This window comes from Pseudomonas sp. MF6396, assembly GCF_002018915.1.
Lineage (GTDB): Bacteria > Pseudomonadota > Gammaproteobacteria > Pseudomonadales > Pseudomonadaceae > Aquipseudomonas > Aquipseudomonas palmensis.
In genome coordinates this window covers 326623-342695 of sequence record NZ_MVOK01000001.1, presented here as the reverse complement: position 1 = coordinate 342695, position 16073 = coordinate 326623, and the positions used below count along the sequence as shown (strand labels likewise).

The 16073-nt window shown below is 66.1% G+C and carries 14 protein-coding genes and 1 pseudogene; 8 read left to right on the top strand and 7 right to left on the bottom strand.

Annotated elements, in window-relative coordinates; all coding sequences use genetic code 11:
• Together MF6396_RS01670 and MF6396_RS01665 are read right to left on the bottom strand one after the other, a co-directional pair.
• Positions 1 to 457: TPM domain-containing protein (locus tag MF6396_RS01670; RefSeq protein ID WP_161493022.1), on the bottom strand; the 457-nt coding region annotated here is incomplete at its 3' end.
• On the bottom strand, positions 457 to 1053 hold the full coding sequence (locus MF6396_RS01665) for a LemA family protein (protein WP_043860787.1): 597 nt from the start codon (positions 1051 to 1053) through the stop codon (positions 457 to 459). The genes MF6396_RS01665 and MF6396_RS01670, both read right to left, overlap by 1 nt.
• A gap of 184 nt (positions 1054 to 1237) precedes the next feature.
• On the opposite strand from MF6396_RS01665, the gene bglX reads away from it, so the two are divergent.
• From bglX to MF6396_RS01635, 6 genes and pseudogenes are all read left to right on the top strand, one after another.
• Positions 1238 to 3532 carry a beta-glucosidase BglX gene (gene bglX / locus MF6396_RS01660; protein ID WP_078479561.1) on the top strand — a complete coding sequence of 765 codons (2295 nt, stop codon included), beginning with the start codon at positions 1238 to 1240 and terminating at the stop codon, positions 3530 to 3532.
• Between the two features lie 63 nt (positions 3533 to 3595).
• Positions 3596 to 5353, top strand: coding sequence for a sensor histidine kinase (locus tag MF6396_RS01655; RefSeq protein ID WP_043860785.1), 1758 nt, complete (start codon positions 3596 to 3598; stop codon positions 5351 to 5353).
• Positions 5347 to 6690: a sigma-54-dependent transcriptional regulator gene (locus tag MF6396_RS01650; protein WP_078479560.1), complete on the top strand. Its 1344-nt coding sequence runs from the start codon at positions 5347 to 5349 to the stop codon at positions 6688 to 6690. The genes MF6396_RS01655 and MF6396_RS01650 overlap by 7 nt, the downstream gene beginning before the upstream one ends.
• 163 nt (positions 6691 to 6853) lie before the next feature.
• Positions 6854 to 8170: an MFS transporter gene (locus MF6396_RS01645; protein ID WP_043860783.1), complete on the top strand. Its 1317-nt coding sequence runs from the start codon at positions 6854 to 6856 to the stop codon at positions 8168 to 8170.
• A 319-nt stretch (positions 8171 to 8489) separates the two neighbouring features.
• Positions 8490 to 8696, top strand: a pseudogene (locus MF6396_RS01640) (hypothetical protein); the annotation flags it as partial.
• A 106-nt stretch (positions 8697 to 8802) separates the two neighbouring features.
• A complete protein-coding gene (locus MF6396_RS01635; protein WP_043860781.1) occupies positions 8803 to 9408 on the top strand; it encodes a flavin reductase family protein in 606 nt (201 codons plus the stop codon).
• On the opposite strand, the gene MF6396_RS01630 is transcribed toward MF6396_RS01635, so the two are convergent.
• Together MF6396_RS01630 and MF6396_RS01625 are read right to left on the bottom strand one after the other, a co-directional pair.
• Positions 9409 to 9639, bottom strand: coding sequence for a hypothetical protein (locus MF6396_RS01630; protein ID WP_054914791.1), 231 nt, complete (start codon positions 9637 to 9639; stop codon positions 9409 to 9411).
• A gap of 40 nt (positions 9640 to 9679) precedes the next feature.
• Positions 9680 to 9988 carry a putative quinol monooxygenase gene (locus tag MF6396_RS01625; protein ID WP_043860779.1) on the bottom strand — a complete coding sequence of 103 codons (309 nt, stop codon included), beginning with the start codon at positions 9986 to 9988 and terminating at the stop codon, positions 9680 to 9682.
• Between the two features lie 204 nt (positions 9989 to 10192).
• On the opposite strand from MF6396_RS01625, the gene MF6396_RS01620 reads away from it, so the two are divergent.
• The gene (locus MF6396_RS01620; RefSeq protein ID WP_054914792.1) at positions 10193 to 11119 is read left to right on the top strand and encodes an AraC family transcriptional regulator; all 927 of its coding nucleotides are present in this window, start codon (positions 10193 to 10195) and stop codon (positions 11117 to 11119) included.
• A gap of 78 nt (positions 11120 to 11197) precedes the next feature.
• On the opposite strand, the gene MF6396_RS01615 is transcribed toward MF6396_RS01620, so the two are convergent.
• Positions 11198 to 12634, bottom strand: a complete 1437-nt coding sequence (locus MF6396_RS01615; RefSeq protein ID WP_078479559.1) for an aldehyde dehydrogenase family protein — start codon at positions 12632 to 12634, stop codon at positions 11198 to 11200.
• Complete coding sequence (locus MF6396_RS01610) at positions 12628 to 14268, bottom strand: 5-guanidino-2-oxopentanoate decarboxylase (protein ID WP_078479558.1); 1641 nt, start codon at positions 14266 to 14268, stop codon at positions 12628 to 12630. The genes MF6396_RS01615 and MF6396_RS01610 overlap by 7 nt, the downstream gene beginning before the upstream one ends.
• Positions 14269 to 14381: 113 nt before the next feature.
• On the opposite strand from MF6396_RS01610, the gene MF6396_RS01605 reads away from it, so the two are divergent.
• The gene (locus MF6396_RS01605) at positions 14382 to 15248 is read left to right on the top strand and encodes a LysR substrate-binding domain-containing protein (protein ID WP_078479557.1); all 867 of its coding nucleotides are present in this window, start codon (positions 14382 to 14384) and stop codon (positions 15246 to 15248) included.
• Positions 15249 to 15453: 205 nt separating this feature from the next.
• Here MF6396_RS01605 and MF6396_RS01600 read toward each other — a convergent pair whose 3' ends face one another.
• Entirely contained in the window at positions 15454 to 16068 is a 615-nt protein-coding gene (locus MF6396_RS01600) for an NAD(P)-dependent oxidoreductase (protein WP_078479556.1), read from the bottom strand.
• Positions 16069 to 16073: the final 5 nt, after the last annotated feature.

Sequence of the window (16073 nt, the reverse complement as noted above, 5' to 3'; positions counted from 1 at the left end):
TGGCCGCCGTGCCAAGCACGATGCCCTGGCTGAAGTCGCCACGGCGAAACGCCGGGGTGATCACGCTGTTGATGATGACCGAGGCCTGGGCATCGGTCAGGCGGCCCTCCAGGCCATAGCCGACTTCGATGCGCAGCTTGCGCTCCTGGGGGGCGACGATCAACAGCGCACCGTTGTCCTTGCCCTGCTGGCCGATGCCCCAGTGGCGCCCCAGCTGGTAGCCATAGTCCTCGATGGCCTGCCCGTGCAGGCTGGCCAGGGTCACCACCACGACCTGCTCGCCGGTGGCCTGCTCGTGGGCCTTGAGCATCTGCTCAAGCTGGCTGCGGGTGGCGCCGTCGAGCAGCCCGGCCTGGTCCACCACCCGTGCACTGAGCGCCGGGAACTGGGGCGCGGCCCACAGCCAGCCGCTCGCCGCCAGCAGCACCAGCAGCAGCGCCGCCTTGAGCGCACGCATCAGAATTTCACTTCAGGCGCTTTGTCGGCATCGGCGCTGGTGGCCTCGAAGTTCTCGCGCAGCGGCATGTCGCTGTACATCACGCTGTGCCACAGGCGCCCGGGGAAGGTACGGATCTCGGTGTTGTAGCGCTGCACGGCGGCGATGAAGTCCTTGCGCGCCACCGCGATACGGTTTTCCGTACCCTCGAGCTGGGACTGCAGGGCCAGGAAGTTCTGGTTCGACTTCAGGTCCGGGTAACGCTCCGAGACCACCATCAGGCGCCCCAGCGCACCGCCCAGCTGGGCCTGTGCGGCCTGGAACTGGCGCAGTTTTTCAGGATCGTCCAGGGTGCTGGCATCGACCTTGATCGAGGTGGCCTTGGCCCGCGCTTCGATGACCGCGGTCAAGGTGGCCTGCTCCTGCCTGGCGTAACCTTTGACCGTTTCGACCAGGTTGGGAATCAGGTCGGCACGGCGCTGGTACTGGTTCTGCACCTGGGCCCAGGCCGCCTTGACCTGTTCGTCGTATTGGGGAATGTTGTTGATGCCGCAACCGGCCAGCAGGCTGGCCAGTGCCAGCACCAGCCACAACCGTGCTCTGTTCGATACCTGCATTGTCGCTACGCTCCGTGAGTGCTCGAAATGCGCCGGACTTGAGGCATAATCCGACGCCGCCGCTGGATCGTGATGACCCAATCGGCTAAAAGATGCCCCAGCAAACTACAACAATAGCCGCTTCCCCAACTTCGGCTTGCCAGTCTGCACCGTGACGACTGCCGCAGCCTTGAGAACAGAATTCATGAACAAGCTGTGTTTGCTGGGCCTGCTCGTCAGCCTGGCCAGCCAGTCGGCCTTCGCTGACTCGCCTGCCGCCGCGCCATTGCAAGAAAAACAGGCGTTCATCGCCAACCTGCTCAAGCAGATGAGCGTCGAGGAAAAGATCGGCCAGTTGCGCCTGATCAGCATCGGCCCGGAAATGCCGCGCGAGAAAATCCGCGAGGAAATCGCCGCCGGGCGCATCGGCGGCACCTTCAACTCGATCACCCGTGACGAGAACCGGCCCATGCAGGACGCCGCCATGCGCGGGCGCCTGAAGATCCCGATGTTCTTCGCCTATGACGTGATCCACGGCCACCGCACCATCTTCCCGATCAGCCTGGGCCTGGCCGCCAGCTGGGACATGCAGGCCATCGCCCAGGTCGGCCGTACCTCGGCCCTGGAAGCGGCCGCCGACGGCATCGACATGACCTTCGCGCCCATGGTCGACATTGCCCGCGACCCGCGCTGGGGCCGTACCAGCGAAGGCTTTGGCGAAGATACCTACCTGGTGTCGCGTATCTCCAGGGTGATGGTCGAATCGTTCCAGGGCCGCAGCCCGGCCAACGCCGACAGCATCATGGCCAGCGTCAAGCACTTTGCCCTGTACGGCGCGGTGGAAGGCGGGCGCGACTACAACACGGTCGATATGAGCCCCACGCGCATGTACAACGAGTACCTGCCGCCCTACCGCGCCGCCATCGATGCCGGTGCCGGCGGCGTGATGGTGGCGCTGAACTCGATCAACGGCGTGCCCGCCACCTCCAACACCTGGCTGATGAACGACCTGCTGCGCCGCGACTGGGGCTTCAAGGGCGTGACCGTCAGCGACCATGGGGCGATCACCGAGCTGGTGCGCCACGGCGTGGCCGCCGATGGCAAGCAGGCGGCGCAGCTGGCGATCAAGGCCGGCATCGACATGAGCATGAACGACACGCTGTATGGCCAGGAACTGCCGGGGCTGCTCAAGTCCGGCGCGGTCAGCCCGGCCGAGCTGGACAACGCGGTGCGCGAGATTCTCGGCGCCAAGTACGACATGGGCCTGTTCGCCGACCCGTACCGGCGCATCGGCCAGGCCAAGGACGACCCGGCCGACACCTATGCCGACAGCCGCCTGCACCGCGACATCGCACGGGACGTGGCGCGTCGCAGCCTGGTGCTGCTGGAGAACCGCCAGCAGACCCTGCCGCTGAAAAAGTCCGGCACCATCGCCCTGGTCGGCCCGCTGGCCGATGCCCCGATCGACATGATGGGCAGCTGGGCCGCCGCCGGTCGCCCGCACCAGTCGGTGACCGTGCGCGAGGGCCTGCGCCGTGCCCTGGGCGACAAGGCCAGGGTGCTCTACGCCAAAGGCTCGAACGTGACCGGCGACAAGGCCGTGCTCGACTACCTCAACTTCCTCAACTTCGACGCCCCGGAAATCGTCGATGACCCGCGCCCGGCTGCCGTGCTGATCGACGAAGCGGTCAAGGCCGCCAGGCAGTCGGACGTGGTGGTGGCCGTGGTCGGCGAATCGCGGGGCATGTCCCACGAATCGTCCAGCCGCACCACCCTGGAGATCCCGGCGGTGCAGCGCGAGCTGATCAAGGCCCTCAAGGCCACCGGCAAACCGCTGGTGCTGGTGCTGATGAACGGTCGCCCGCTGTCGCTGGCGTGGGAGCGCGAGCAGGCCGACGCCATCCTGGAAACCTGGTTCAGCGGCACCGAGGGCGGCAACGCCATCGCCGACGTGCTGCTGGGCGACTACAACCCCTCGGGCAAGCTGGCCATCACCTTCCCGCGCTCGGTGGGGCAGATCCCGATGTACTACAACCACCTGCGCATCGGCCGCCCGTTCACCCCCGGCAAGCCCGGCAACTACACCTCGCAGTACTTCGAGGAGCCCAACGGCCCGCTGTACCCCTTCGGCTACGGCCTGAGCTACAGCACCTTCAGTGTGTCGGCGCCGAGCCTGTCGAGCACGACACTGAAACAGGGCCAGAGCCTGGAGGTCAGTGTGCGCGTGAAGAACACCGGCCAGCGTGACGGCGAAACCGTGGTGCAGCTGTACCTGCAGGATGTGGCCGCCTCGATGAGCCGCCCGGTCAAGGAACTGAAGAACTTCCAGAAGCTCATGCTCAAGGCCGGCGAGGAGCGCACCCTGCACTTCACCGTGCAGCCGGACGACCTGAAGTTCTACAACAGCCAGTTGCAGTGGGTTGCCGAACCTGGCGAGTTCAACGTCCAGGTCGGCCTGGACTCCGAAACCGTGCAACAGCAACGCTTCGAGCTGCTGTAAGTCGCTGTGACGTCCACGGGGAAGTGCCTGGCAGCCTTCCCCACTGCCAGGGTACTGCTTGCCATGCCGTTCACTTACCGCGCCGTGCGACTGGGCCTGATTCTGCTGCTGATCACCGCCGGCACCCTGCTGGCCGCCGGCTGGGCGATGAATCAGGCCAAGCGTCAGGCCATGCTCGACGATACCCAACGGGCCAGCCAGCAACTGGCGCTGTACGCCAACTCGCTGCACACCCTGATCGAACGCTACCGCGCCCTGCCCGCTGTGCTGGCGCTGGACTCCGAACTCATCGCAGCCCTCGGCGGCCCGGTGGGCGAAGCGACCCAGGACGCGTTGAACCGCAAGCTCGAACGCATCAACGGCGCCGCCAGGTCGTCCACCCTCGAACTGCTCGACCACACCGGCCTGGCCGTGGCGGCCAGCAACTGGCGCCTGCCTACCACCTACGTGGGGCAGAACTACGGCTTTCGACCGTACTTCAAGCAGACCCGCACCCAGGGCAGCGGGCGCTTCTATGCGGTGGGGGTGACCAGCGGCATTCCCGGCTACTTTCTGTCCAGCGCGGTGCTGGGCGACCAGGGACGGTTTCTCGGGGCCATGGTGGTCAAGCTGGAGTTTCCCGAGCTTGAGCGCGAATGGCGCCAGGGCAGCGACGTGCTGCTGGTCAGCGACGCCCGCGGGATCATCTTCCTGGCCAACCAGGACGGCTGGCGCTACCGCGAGCTGAACCCGCTGTCGGCGGCCGATTTCAATGAGCTGGACGCCACCCGCCAGTACGACAAGAAGTCGCTCTTGCCCCTGCAGCGCCAGGTGCTGACCCGCTTTGACGACAACAGCCACCTGGTGCGCGTGCAGCGCCCCGAAGGCGACACCGACTACCTGTGGGAAAGCCTGCCGCTGGAAGCCGAGGGTTGGACCCTGCACCTGCTGCGCACACCGCGCACCGGGGATGACGAGCGCAACGCCGGGCTGACGGCCGCCGCCGTCTGGCTGACCCTGGTGTTCGCGGTGCTGTTCATCAGCCAGCGCCTGCGCCTGGCCCGCCTGCGCCAGCGCAGCCGCGACGAGCTCAAGCGCCTGGTGGAGGAACGCACCCATGAACTGCGCATGGCTCAGGAGGGCCTGGTGCAGTCGACCAAGCTGGCGGCGCTGGGGCAGATGTCCGCCGCGCTGGCCCACGAGCTCAACCAGCCGCTGACCACCCAGCGCATGCAGCTGGCCACCCTGCGCCTGCTGCTCGACAGCGAGCGCCTGGACGAAGCACGCCAGGCCCTGCAGCCGCTGGACCAGATGCTCACGCGCATGGCGGCCCTTACCGGACACCTGAAAACCTTTGCCCGCAACAGCCCCAGCGGCCTGCGCGAACGTCTGGACCTGGCCACCGTGGTCGACCAGGCGCTACAGTTGCTCGACCCGCGCATCCGCGCCGAGGGCGTCAGCACCGCGCTGTACCTGGCGCGTCCGGCCTGGGTACGCGGCGACGCCATCCGCCTGGAACAGGTGCTGATCAACCTGTTGCGCAACGCCCTGGACGCCATGGCCGACAAAACCTGGAAACACCTGGAGATCCGTATCGAAAAGCAGCATGACCACTGGCACCTGAGCGTGCTCGACAGCGGCGGCGGCATCAAGCAGGAGCACCTGGGCTGCGTGTTCGACCCATTCTTCACCACCAAACCGGTGGGGGAAGGGCTGGGCCTTGGGCTGGCGATTTCCTACGGCATCATCCATGAAGCCGGCGGGCGCCTGCAGGTCGACAACCAGCCAGGCGGTGCGCGTTTCAGCCTGACCCTGCCCTGCGACCCGGAGCCTGCATGCTGAATGCGGTGATTGTCGTCGACGACGAGGCCAGCATCCGTACCGCGGTGCAGCAGTGGCTGAGCCTGGCCGGCTTCGAGGTGCAGCTTTTCGAACGTGCCGAGGCGTGTCTGGCACAGCTGCCCGAGCACTTTCCCGGGGTGATCCTGAGCGATGTGCGCATGCCCGGCATGGGCGGCCTGCAACTGCTGGAGCAACTGCAGGGGCGTGATGCCGACCTGCCGGTGATTCTGCTTACCGGGCATGGCGACGTGCCGATGGCGGTCGAAGCCATGCGCAATGGCGCCTACGATTTTCTGGAAAAGCCCTTCAGCCCCGACAGCCTGCTCGGCAGCCTGCGCCGCGCCCTGGAGAAACGCCAGCTGGTGCTGGAGAACCGCCGACTGCATGAACAGGCCGACCTCAAGGTGCGCCTGGAAAACACCCTGCTGGGCATGTCGCCTGGCCTGCAGCAACTGCGTCGCCAGGTGCTGGACCTGGCCGGGCTGCCGGTCAATGTGCTGATACGCGGCGAAACCGGTAGCGGCAAGGAGCGCGTCGCGCGGTGCCTGCATGATTTCGGCCCGCGGGCCGACAAGCCGTTCGTGGCGCTCAACTGTGCGGCGATCCCTGAGCAATTGTTCGAGGCCGAGCTGTTCGGACACGAGAGCGGCGCCTTCACCGGCGCCCAGGGCAAGCGCATCGGCAAGCTCGAATATGCCAACGGTGGCACGCTGTTCCTCGACGAGATCGAGAGCATGCCGCTGGCCCAGCAGGCCAAGCTGCTGCGGGTGATCCAGGAGCACAAGCTCGAGCGCCTGGGCGCCAACCAGAGCATCAGCGTGGACCTGCGCATTATTGCCGCCACCAAGCCCGACCTGCTGCTCGAAGCCCGCGCCGGGCGCTTTCGCGAAGACCTGGCGTACCGTCTGAACGTGGCCGAACTGCGCCTGGCGCCGTTGCGCGAGCGGCGCGAAGACATCCCCCTGCTGTTTGCCCATTTTGCCCGCGCCGCCGCCGAGCGCCTGGGCCGCAGCGCCGCCGACCCCAGTGGCGCACAACTGGGCCGGCTACTCAGCCACGACTGGCCGGGCAACGTGCGCGAACTGGCCAACGCCGCCGAGCGCCACGCCCTGGGGCTGGACGATGCGCAATCGGCGGCAGTGGCGCATACCGGGCAATCGCTGGCTGCCCAGCAGGAAGCCTTCGAGGCCCAGTGCCTGCGCGCCGCCCTGAGCCGTCATCAGGGCGACATCAAGGCGGTGCTCGAGGAGCTGCAACTGCCCCGACGCACCCTGAACGAGAAGATGCAACGCCACGCACTGGTGCGCGAAGACTTCCTCGAACGCCCCGGCTCATAGGCGGATTCTTGCCTATCGCTGCGCCGCCAATGAGCGGATTTCCGCTCATTCGACCTGCCAAACCCTTCTAAACCGGGCCTTCGCTGGCTGGCACGGGTCCTGCTATGGCCCTGTCAGGCCGCGTTTACACGCGCACCACAAAAACAACTAGAAGGTTGCTTCAATGGATAACTCCACCTCTCTGCCTGCTGGGGCAGCGGCCGCACCCGCTGAAAAAACCACCTCCAGCCGCCTCAAGTCGATTTTCTCCGGCTCCATCGGCAACATGGTCGAATGGTACGACTGGTACGTCTACGCGGCGTTCTCGCTGTACTTCGCCAAGGCCTTCTTCCCGGCCGGCAACACCACCACCCAACTGCTCAACACCGCCGCGATCTTCGCCGTGGGCTTCCTGATGCGCCCGATCGGTGGCTGGCTGATGGGTATCTATGCCGACCGCAAGGGCCGCAAGGCCGCGCTGATGGCCTCGGTACTGCTGATGTGCGCCGGCTCCCTGGTCATCGCCCTGACACCCAGCTACGAAACCATCGGCGTCGCCGCGCCGGTGCTGCTGGTGATCGCACGCCTGATGCAGGGCCTGTCGGTGGGGGGTGAATACGGCACCTCGGCCACCTACCTCAGCGAGATGGCAACCAAGGAGCGTCGCGGTTTCTTCTCCAGCTTCCAGTACGTCACGCTGATCTCCGGCCAGCTCATCGCGCTGGCGGTGCTGATCATCCTGCAGCAGACCCTGACCACCGAGCAGCTGTACTCGTGGGGCTGGCGCGTACCCTTCGTGATCGGCGCGCTGTGCGCGGTGGTGGCGTTGTACCTGCGTCGCGGCATGGAAGAGACGGCCTCGTTCACCAAGAAGGAAAAGGCCAAGGAAAGCTCGATGCGCACCCTGCTGCGCCACCCCAAGGAACTGGCGACCGTGGTCGGCCTGACCATGGGCGGCACCCTGGCGTTCTACACCTACACCACCTACATGCAGAAGTACCTGGTGAACACGGTGGGCATGAGCATCAGTGACTCGACCATGATCTCGGCGGCCACCCTGTTCCTGTTCATGTGCCTGCAGCCGGTGATCGGCGGCCTGTCGGACAAGATCGGCCGTCGCCCGATCCTGATCGCCTTCGGTGTGTTGGGCACCCTTTTCACCGTGCCGATCCTGACCACGCTGCACACCATCGAGACCTGGTGGGGTGCGTTCTTCCTGATCATGGCAGCACTGATCATCGTCAGCGGCTACACCTCGATCAACGCGGTGGTCAAGGCAGAGCTGTTCCCCACCGAGATCCGTGCGCTGGGCGTGGGCCTGCCGTATGCGCTGACCGTGTCGATCTTCGGTGGCACGGCCGAGTACGTGGCACTGTGGTTCAAGAGCATCAACATGGAGACCGGCTACTACTGGTACGTCACGGCGTGCATTGCCGTCTCGCTGCTGGTGTACGTGTTCATGAAGGACACCCGCAACAACTCGCGGATCGAGACCGACTGATCGGTTTGCTGCAGTAGACAAGGGGCCTCCAGCGATGGAGGCCCCTTTTTTGTGGGCTTAATTCGGCATTAATGCGGATGCGCGATGCTGGGTTCACTCAGAACCGAGTCGTCCTCTTCGCTGTCAAGCCAGCGCCCACAGAATGCTTCGGCGCTCGCAAAACACTGAGGGCACTGGCTTGCCAGCAGAGGCCAACCGCTTTCTTATATATCGATTTAATAGATTCATATAGGCAATATTTTGTGCTTTTTAATCAAATTAACGGGCGTAAAATCAAACCCATAGCAACAGACAACCCCTCACCACCGGAGTAACCCCCATGAAAACCAAACTGATGCTGGCCCTCACCTTCTCTGTCCTGGCCGCCAACGCTTTCGCCGAAGACGGCTTCGACCGCACCAACGCGCACAACTTCGCCGTGGAACACGCCCAGCCCGCTACCGTGGCAGAAGACGGTTTCGATCACACCAACGCGCATCGCTTCGTCGAAGATGGCTTCGACCGCACCCAGGCCCACCGCATCAGCTGACAGCCGATGCAGCGCCACAGCCCGGCTTCGGCCGGGCTTAGTCATTTTCAGGGCCGGCAACTGTTGGCACACTAGACGCACCCTCCGCCCACAAGGCCCGATGATGTACTACTACGAACCCGCAAAAGGCCACGGCCTGCCCCACGACCCGTTCAACGCCATCGTCGGCCCGCGCCCGATCGGCTGGATCTCCTCCCAGGACCGCGACGGCCGCCTGAACCTTGCGCCCTACAGTTTTTTCAACGCCTTCAACTACATTCCGCCGATCATCGGGTTCTGCAGCGTCGGGCGCAAAGACAGCCTGAACAACATCGAACAGACCGGCGAGTTCGCCTGGAACCTGGCCACACGCCCGCTGGCCGAGGCCATGAACCAGAGCTGCGCCGCCGTGGCGCCAGAGGTCGACGAGTTCGCCCTGAGCCAGCTGACCCCGGCAGCCTCCAGGGTGATTGCGGTACCCCGGGTGCAGGAAAGCCCAGTGTCGTTCGAATGCAAGGTGACCCAGATCGTGCAACTGCAACGTGCCGACCAGGCGCTGGTGCCAAGCTGGCTGATTCTGGGCGAAGTGGTAGCGGTGCACATTGCCGAGCACCTGCTCAAGGAAGGGATCTACGACACCGCGGCCGCCGAGCCGATTCTGCGCGGCGGCGGCCCGGCGGATTACTTCGAGCTGGGCAACCTGTTCAAGATGGCCCGCCCGCAGGCCTGATCACCAGATCAGTTCGGCGTCGTCACTGACGCCGTTCAGGCGCTGCAGTTCGACCACTGCAGCGTCATCGGCCTCCAGTGCGGTCTTGAATACCTGCCCTGGCAGCACCTTGTGAAAACGCGGTGCGCCGCCAGCGCCCAGGGCCTTGACCGCGATCGCGGCGCTGTAGCCACCCTCGCCCGGCACCACCGCCGAAACAGCCTCGAATACGTCGAATTCTTTACGTGCCATTGCCTCTCACATCCACATCGGTTGCCGGAAAGGCGCCATTCTAACTCGCCGGCTGCTCGGTGAACGTCTGCAGGTCGAGGCTGTCCACCACCCGCGCCTGCACCAGTTCACCAAACAGCTGCAGGCTGGGCGAGGCAAAGTAGTCGTGCAACGCCGAAGTATCGGCCCACACCCCGTTGAGCAACCACAGGTCGGCATCGCAGGTGGAACGCTGCACGCTGAAATGCAGACACCCCGGGGTTTGCCGCGACGGTTCGAGCAGTTGCTGCAGGCGCACGCCCAGCTCGGCCGAACGGCCGACGCTGGCGCGCACGAAGGAAAGATGGCTGACCGGTTGTGATGACGTCATGTGCGGTGCTCCTTGAAGCGGCCAGGGAAGAAAACCCAGGCTGCCAAGGCTACGGCCCAGGCCACGCGCGGCGTTAGGCGATTCCTGTCGACGGCTTGCCTGATTCTGCACCCGTCGCAGGATCAGGCAAGAACCGGGCAGCATTCGGCTAGCGCCCCGGCGTGCGCGAACCTATGCTGCGCCCATCGGCAGAGGAACCCGCACATGTCAGCCCCAGACCCCACCCCACCGTTGCTGGACCCGGCCCTGGAGCTTCTGCGCCAGGAACTGGCCGGGCTGGTCGTTCGCCACTGCCCCAGCGGCACGGTGCCTTCGGCCATCGCCGACCTGCACCTGAGCCGCTACGAGCAGAGCACCCGCTCGATGCCGACCCTGGCGCAGCCGGCGCTGTGCATCCTGGCCCAGGGCCGCAAGGAGATCTGCCTGGGCGACGAGACCTATGTTTACGACCCGCTGCACTACATGGTGGTGTCGGTGGCGATGCCGATCAGCGGTGCACTGCTGGAGGCCAGCCCGCAGAACCCCAGCCTGGGCATTCGCCTGGACATCGACCCGGCCGAGATCAACAGCCTGATCGCCGAGGCCGGGCCGATGGGCGTGCCGTCGCAGCCGTCGTCGCGGGGGGTGTTCATCGAACGCCTGGACACCCAGATGCTCGATGCATTGCTGCGCCTGATCCGCCTGCTGGATACGCCCAAGGACATTGCCGTGCTGGCGCCGCTGATCCGTCGCGAGATTCTCTATCGGCTGCTGCGTGGGCAGCAGGGTGCGCGGCTGTACGAGATCGCCATGGCCAACACCCAGACCCACCGCGTGTGCCAGGCCATCCAGTGGCTCAATGATCATTTTCAGCGCCCGCTGCGCATCGACGACCTGGCACGGGAGGTAAACCTGAGTGCCTCGACGCTGCACCACCGGTTCAAGGCGGTGACCTCGATGAGCCCGTTGCAGTATCAGAAGCAACTGCGCTTGCAGGAAGCCCGGCGGCTGATGCTCAACGATGGGTTGGAGGCGTCGGTGGCGGGGTATCGGGTGGGCTATGAGAGCCCGTCGCAGTTCAGCCGCGAGTACAGCCGGCTGTATGGCGCGCCACCGCTGCGGGACATGGCAAGGTTGCGTAGCGCGCTCTAGATCGCTTTCGCCGGCAAGGCCGGCTCCTACAGGCAGTACGCGGTCGCCTGTAGGAGCCGGCCTTGCCGGCGAAGAACGCTACACCGCCCTCACCACATGCTTGACCTCCTGAAACGCCGCCAGCCCCCAAGGCCCCAGCTCGCGCCCCAGGCTGCTCTGCTTGTAGCCACCCCACGCTGCCTGCGGGAAGATCACCTGCGGTGCGTTGATCCACACCAGCCCGGCCTGCAGCTGGTCGGCCACCCGTTCGGCGGCCGCCGGGTCTGCACCTACCACGCTGGCCACCAGCCCGAACTCGCTGTCGTTGGCCAACGCCACCGCTTCGGCTTCGCTGGCCACCCGACGCACGCACAGCACCGGGCCGAAGATTTCCTCGCGCCACAGCGCACTGTCCAGCGGTACCTCGGCAAACACCGTGGGCTCGATGAAGTACCCAGCGGCGTGTTCGAGAGGCTTGCCACCGCACAGCAAGCGCGCGCCGCTGTGCACGCCACGCTCGATGTGCCCCAGCACGCGCTGGTACTGGGCCTGGTTGACCAGCGGCCCCATGTCGCTGTCGCCGGCAAACGGGTCACCCACCCGGATCGCCGCAGCCCGTGCCTTCACCCCGTCGACAAAGGCGTCGTACAGCGCATCGGCCACCAGCACGCGGCTGGTGGCCGAGCACATCTGCCCGGCATTGAAGAAGCCGCCGGCACAGGCCAGCTCGAGCGCCAGCTCCAGCTCGGCCGACTCCAGCACCAGCAATGACGACTTGCCGCCCAGCTCCAGGCTCACCCCCTTGACCGTCTCGGCCGCGCGCTGCATCACCTGCACGCCGACCGCATTGCTGCCGGTGAACGACACCTTGGCGATACGCGGGTCGCTCGTCAGCGGCGCCCCCACCGCCAGCCCGGTGCCGCACACCAGATTGAACACCCCATCCGGCAGGCCGCATTCGGCGATGATCCGGGCCAGTTCCAGCTCGGCCAGGGGCGTGACCTCCGACGGCTTGAGCACCACGCAGCACCCTGCCGCCAACGCCGGGGCCAGCTTCCAGGCGGTGGTCACCATCGGGAAGTTCCACGGCACGATCAGGCCGACCACACCGCACGGCTCGCGGCGCAGGCGGGCGCTGAAATCCTCGCTGGGCAAGGCCAGCGGCTGGTCCTGCTGCCTGTCAAGCGCCTGCGCCAGGCCCGCGTAGTACTCGAACGTCGCCACCACATCGTCGACGTCCATCGCCGACTCGGCCAGGGGCTTGCCGTTGTTGCGCGATTGCAGTTCGATCAGTCGCTCGCGGCGGGCCTCCACACCCCGCGCGATCCTGTGCAGCAGCTCGCCACGGTGCGCCCCGGTGGTACGCGACCAGCCGGCAAAAGCGGCCTGCGCCGCCGTGGCGGCACAGGCCACTGCATCGCCATCGCCCCCGGCCACCTCGGCCAGGGACTGCCCGGTGCTCGGGTTGATTACCGTGAGCGGCTGCGCGCCGTGATGCCACGCGCCCTCGATGTAGATACCGGGCAGGTTCAGCATGGTTGCACCGCCTGCATCCACGCTGCCTGGTCGACCTCGATCAGGCTCGGGCCACTGCGTTGGCGGGCACGCAACAACGCCTCGCGCAGTTGCGCCACCCCGCTCGCCGCTTCGGCGGCGCAACCGAGGGCCTTGGCCACGCCAATGAAATCGGGGGTGTGGATATCCACGCCCACCGGTTCGATGGCGCGGTTGACCATGTACTTCTTGATCTCCTCGTACCCCTGGTTGTTCCACAGCAACACGATCAGCGGCACCTGCGCCTCCACCGCACTGGCCAGCTCCGGCAGGGTGAACTGCAAGCCGCCGTCGCCGATCAGGCACACCGCAGGCAAGCGTCGATCCGCCTGCTCCGCACTGCCCAGCCACGCGCCCATGGCCGCCGGCAAGGCGTAGCCGAGGGTGCCGTAGCCGGTCGAGGCGTTGAACCAGCGGCGCGGCTGGTCGAGGTCCAGGGTCAGGTTGCCGGTGTACACCGGCTGGGTCGAATCACCGACCAGCACGGCATCGGGCAACGTCTGCAGCACGCTGTCGAGGAACAGCGTCTGCGCCCGCGTGGCCGCATCCCATTCGCTGGCCAGGGTATCGCGCAGGCGCGCTGCCCGCGCCGCGCCCCACTCGCCTTCGCGCGGTGGCGCCGGCTGCTCGGCCAGGGCCAGCAACAGGGCCTGCGCCGCCTGCTCTGCATCGGCCACCAGTGCCACCCTGGGCGGGTAGTTGCGCACGCACTGGTCCGGGTCGATGTCGATGCGCAGCAGGGCGCCGGGGATCTCGAAGCCGCCCTTGAAGGTGACGTCATAGTCGGTTTCGGCCAGCTCGGTGCCGATCGCCAGCACCACGTCGGCCTCGCGCACCAGTGCACGGGTCGCCACCAGCGACTGGGTGGAGCCGATCAGCAGCGGGTGCCCGGAGGCCAGCACGCCCTTGGCATTGATGGTGAGTGCAACGGGCGCCTGCAGGTGCTCGGCCAACCGGGCGAGTGCGGCGCCTGCGTCGATGGCACCGCCACCGGCCAGGATCAACGGGCGGCGGGCAGCGGCCAGCAGCTCCGCCATGCTCGCCACCGGCCCTGGCGCGGCACCGGCGCGGGCGATGTGTACCGGCTCGCAGCCAAGCAGGTGATCGGCGTCTTCGACCAGCACGTCCAGCGGGATCTCGATATGCACCGGGCGCGGGCGCGCGCCCTCGAATACCGCAAAGGCGCGGGCCAGCACGGCCGGCAGGTCATCGGCGCTCATCAGTGTGTGCGAGAACGCCGCCACACCGCTGACTAGCGCGCCCTGGTTGGGCAGCTCGTGCAGCTTGCCGCGACCGCCGCCCAGGGCATTGCGCGACTGCACGCTGGAGATCACCAGCATCGGGATCGAGTCGGCATAGGCCTGGCCCATGGCGGTGGTGATGTTGGTCATGCCCGGGCCGGTGATGATGAAGCACACCCCAGGCTTGCCACGGGTACGGGCAAAGCCGTCAGCCATGAAGCCTGCGCCTTGCTCGTGGCGCGGGGTGATATGACGGATGGTCGAGCCGGCAAGGCCGCGGTACAGCTCGACCGTGTGCACGCCGGGAATGCCGAAAACATGGTCGACGCCATAGTTTTCGAGGAGTTTTACCAATACTTCGCCGCAAGTCGCCATGGTGGTCTGCCTGGAATCATTCTGGAACAAGGCCTGATTGGACCCGCCAGGCGCTACCGGCACAATGCAAAAATCCTCATACTAGCCATGTCTACAGCTCATGGCTTACTCCGATGAAACGCCTGCCTACCTTGCCTGCCCTGCACACCTTCCTGATCACTGCGCAATGCTGCAACTTCACCCGTGCGGCGCAGCAACTGCACCTGACCCAGGGCGCGGTGAGCCGCCAGATCGCCGGCCTGGAAGCACACCTGGGCTACGCGCTGTTCGTGCGCCAGGCACGCGGCCTGAGCCTGACCCGCGAGGGCCAGGACTGGCTGCCGCGGGTGCAGCAGGTATTCGGGCTGATCGAGGAAGGCGTGCAGCAGGTGGGCGCGCAGCGCACCACCCTGCAACTGAAGGCGCCGACCTGCGTGATGCGCTGGTTGCTGCCGCGCCTGATGGAATGGCAGGCGCTGCACCCGGAAGTGCCGGTGGAGCTGACCACCACGGTGCAGCACGGGGTGGATTTTCGCCGGGAAGCGTTCGATGCGGCGGTGGTGTATGGCGCCGAGCCTGATCCGGCCCTGCAGGTGCTGAAGCTGTTCGATGAACAACTGACACCGGTGTGCGCGCCGCAGTTGCCGTTGCGCACGCTGGATGATCTGCAGCAGCACATGCTGCTGCACCCGGCGCGGGACGAGAAGGACTGGGCGACCTGGCTTGGCGCAGCCGGCGTGCAACTGCCCAGGCAAGGCCGGCGCCAGCATTTCGAAACGTTGGACATGGCCATGTCGATGGCGTCCCAGGGCACCGGGGTGGCGATAGGGGATTGGGCGTTGATCGGCGATGACCTGGCCAGCGGACGGCTGGTGATGCCGTTCGACCTTCGGGTCAAGACCGGCAAGGGCTATCACCTGGTGCGGCCCGCGCAGGTGGCGGCGCCGGGGTTGATGGCCTTGCTGGAGTGGTTGGGCAGGCAGGCAGGGGCACCGCGTTGATGCAGTCGCCGGCAAGGCCGGCTCCTATACCTGTAGGAGCCGGCCTTGCCGGCGAATGCTTTCTAGGCTCTGTACGAAAAGCCTTGATACTCGGTGATGCTGCGTTGAAAACAGCCTCGGAATGCTCATTTACAACCCGTAAACTCCGCTTCCTCGGCTGTTTTCGCCTTGCCTGACCTTCGTCTCAAGACTTTTCATACAGCCCCTAGTACCCCGCAGTAAAGCGCTGACGCGAATGCGCTGGCTTCTCTACCTCATCGAGCAACGCAATCGCATAGTCGGCAAAGGTGATCCAGCTCCTGCCCTTCGCGTCGACCAGCAGGTGATCCTTGCCCACCCTGTAGCTACCGGTGCGCTCGCCTTCGACGAACTCCGCCGACGGCGACAGGAAAGTCCAGTCCAGTTGCTGCTCCTGACGCAAGGCCTGCAGAAAATCGCCACCTGCGCTCGCCTCGGCCTTGTAGGCCTCGGGGAAGTCCGGCGCGTCGATCACGCGCTCCCCTGACGGCAGCAGCAGGCTGCCCGCCCCGCCCACCACCAGCAGGCGCTTGACCCCGGCCTTCTTGACCGGCCCGATGATCGCCTGCGCCGGCACCGTGGCAAAGTGCGCGGCGCTGAGCACCACGTCATGCCCGGCAACGGCCTGCTCCAGCCCCTCGCCCCGGGTCACGTCCAGGGCTACCGTGCTCACCCCTTCGCGCCCCTGCAGGCGCGACGGGTCGCGGGCAATGGCGGTGACGCTGTGGCCACGGCGCAGGGCCTCTTCCAGCAACTGGCTGCCGGCACGTCCGGTAGCACCGATGATTGCGATCTTGCTCATGGAAA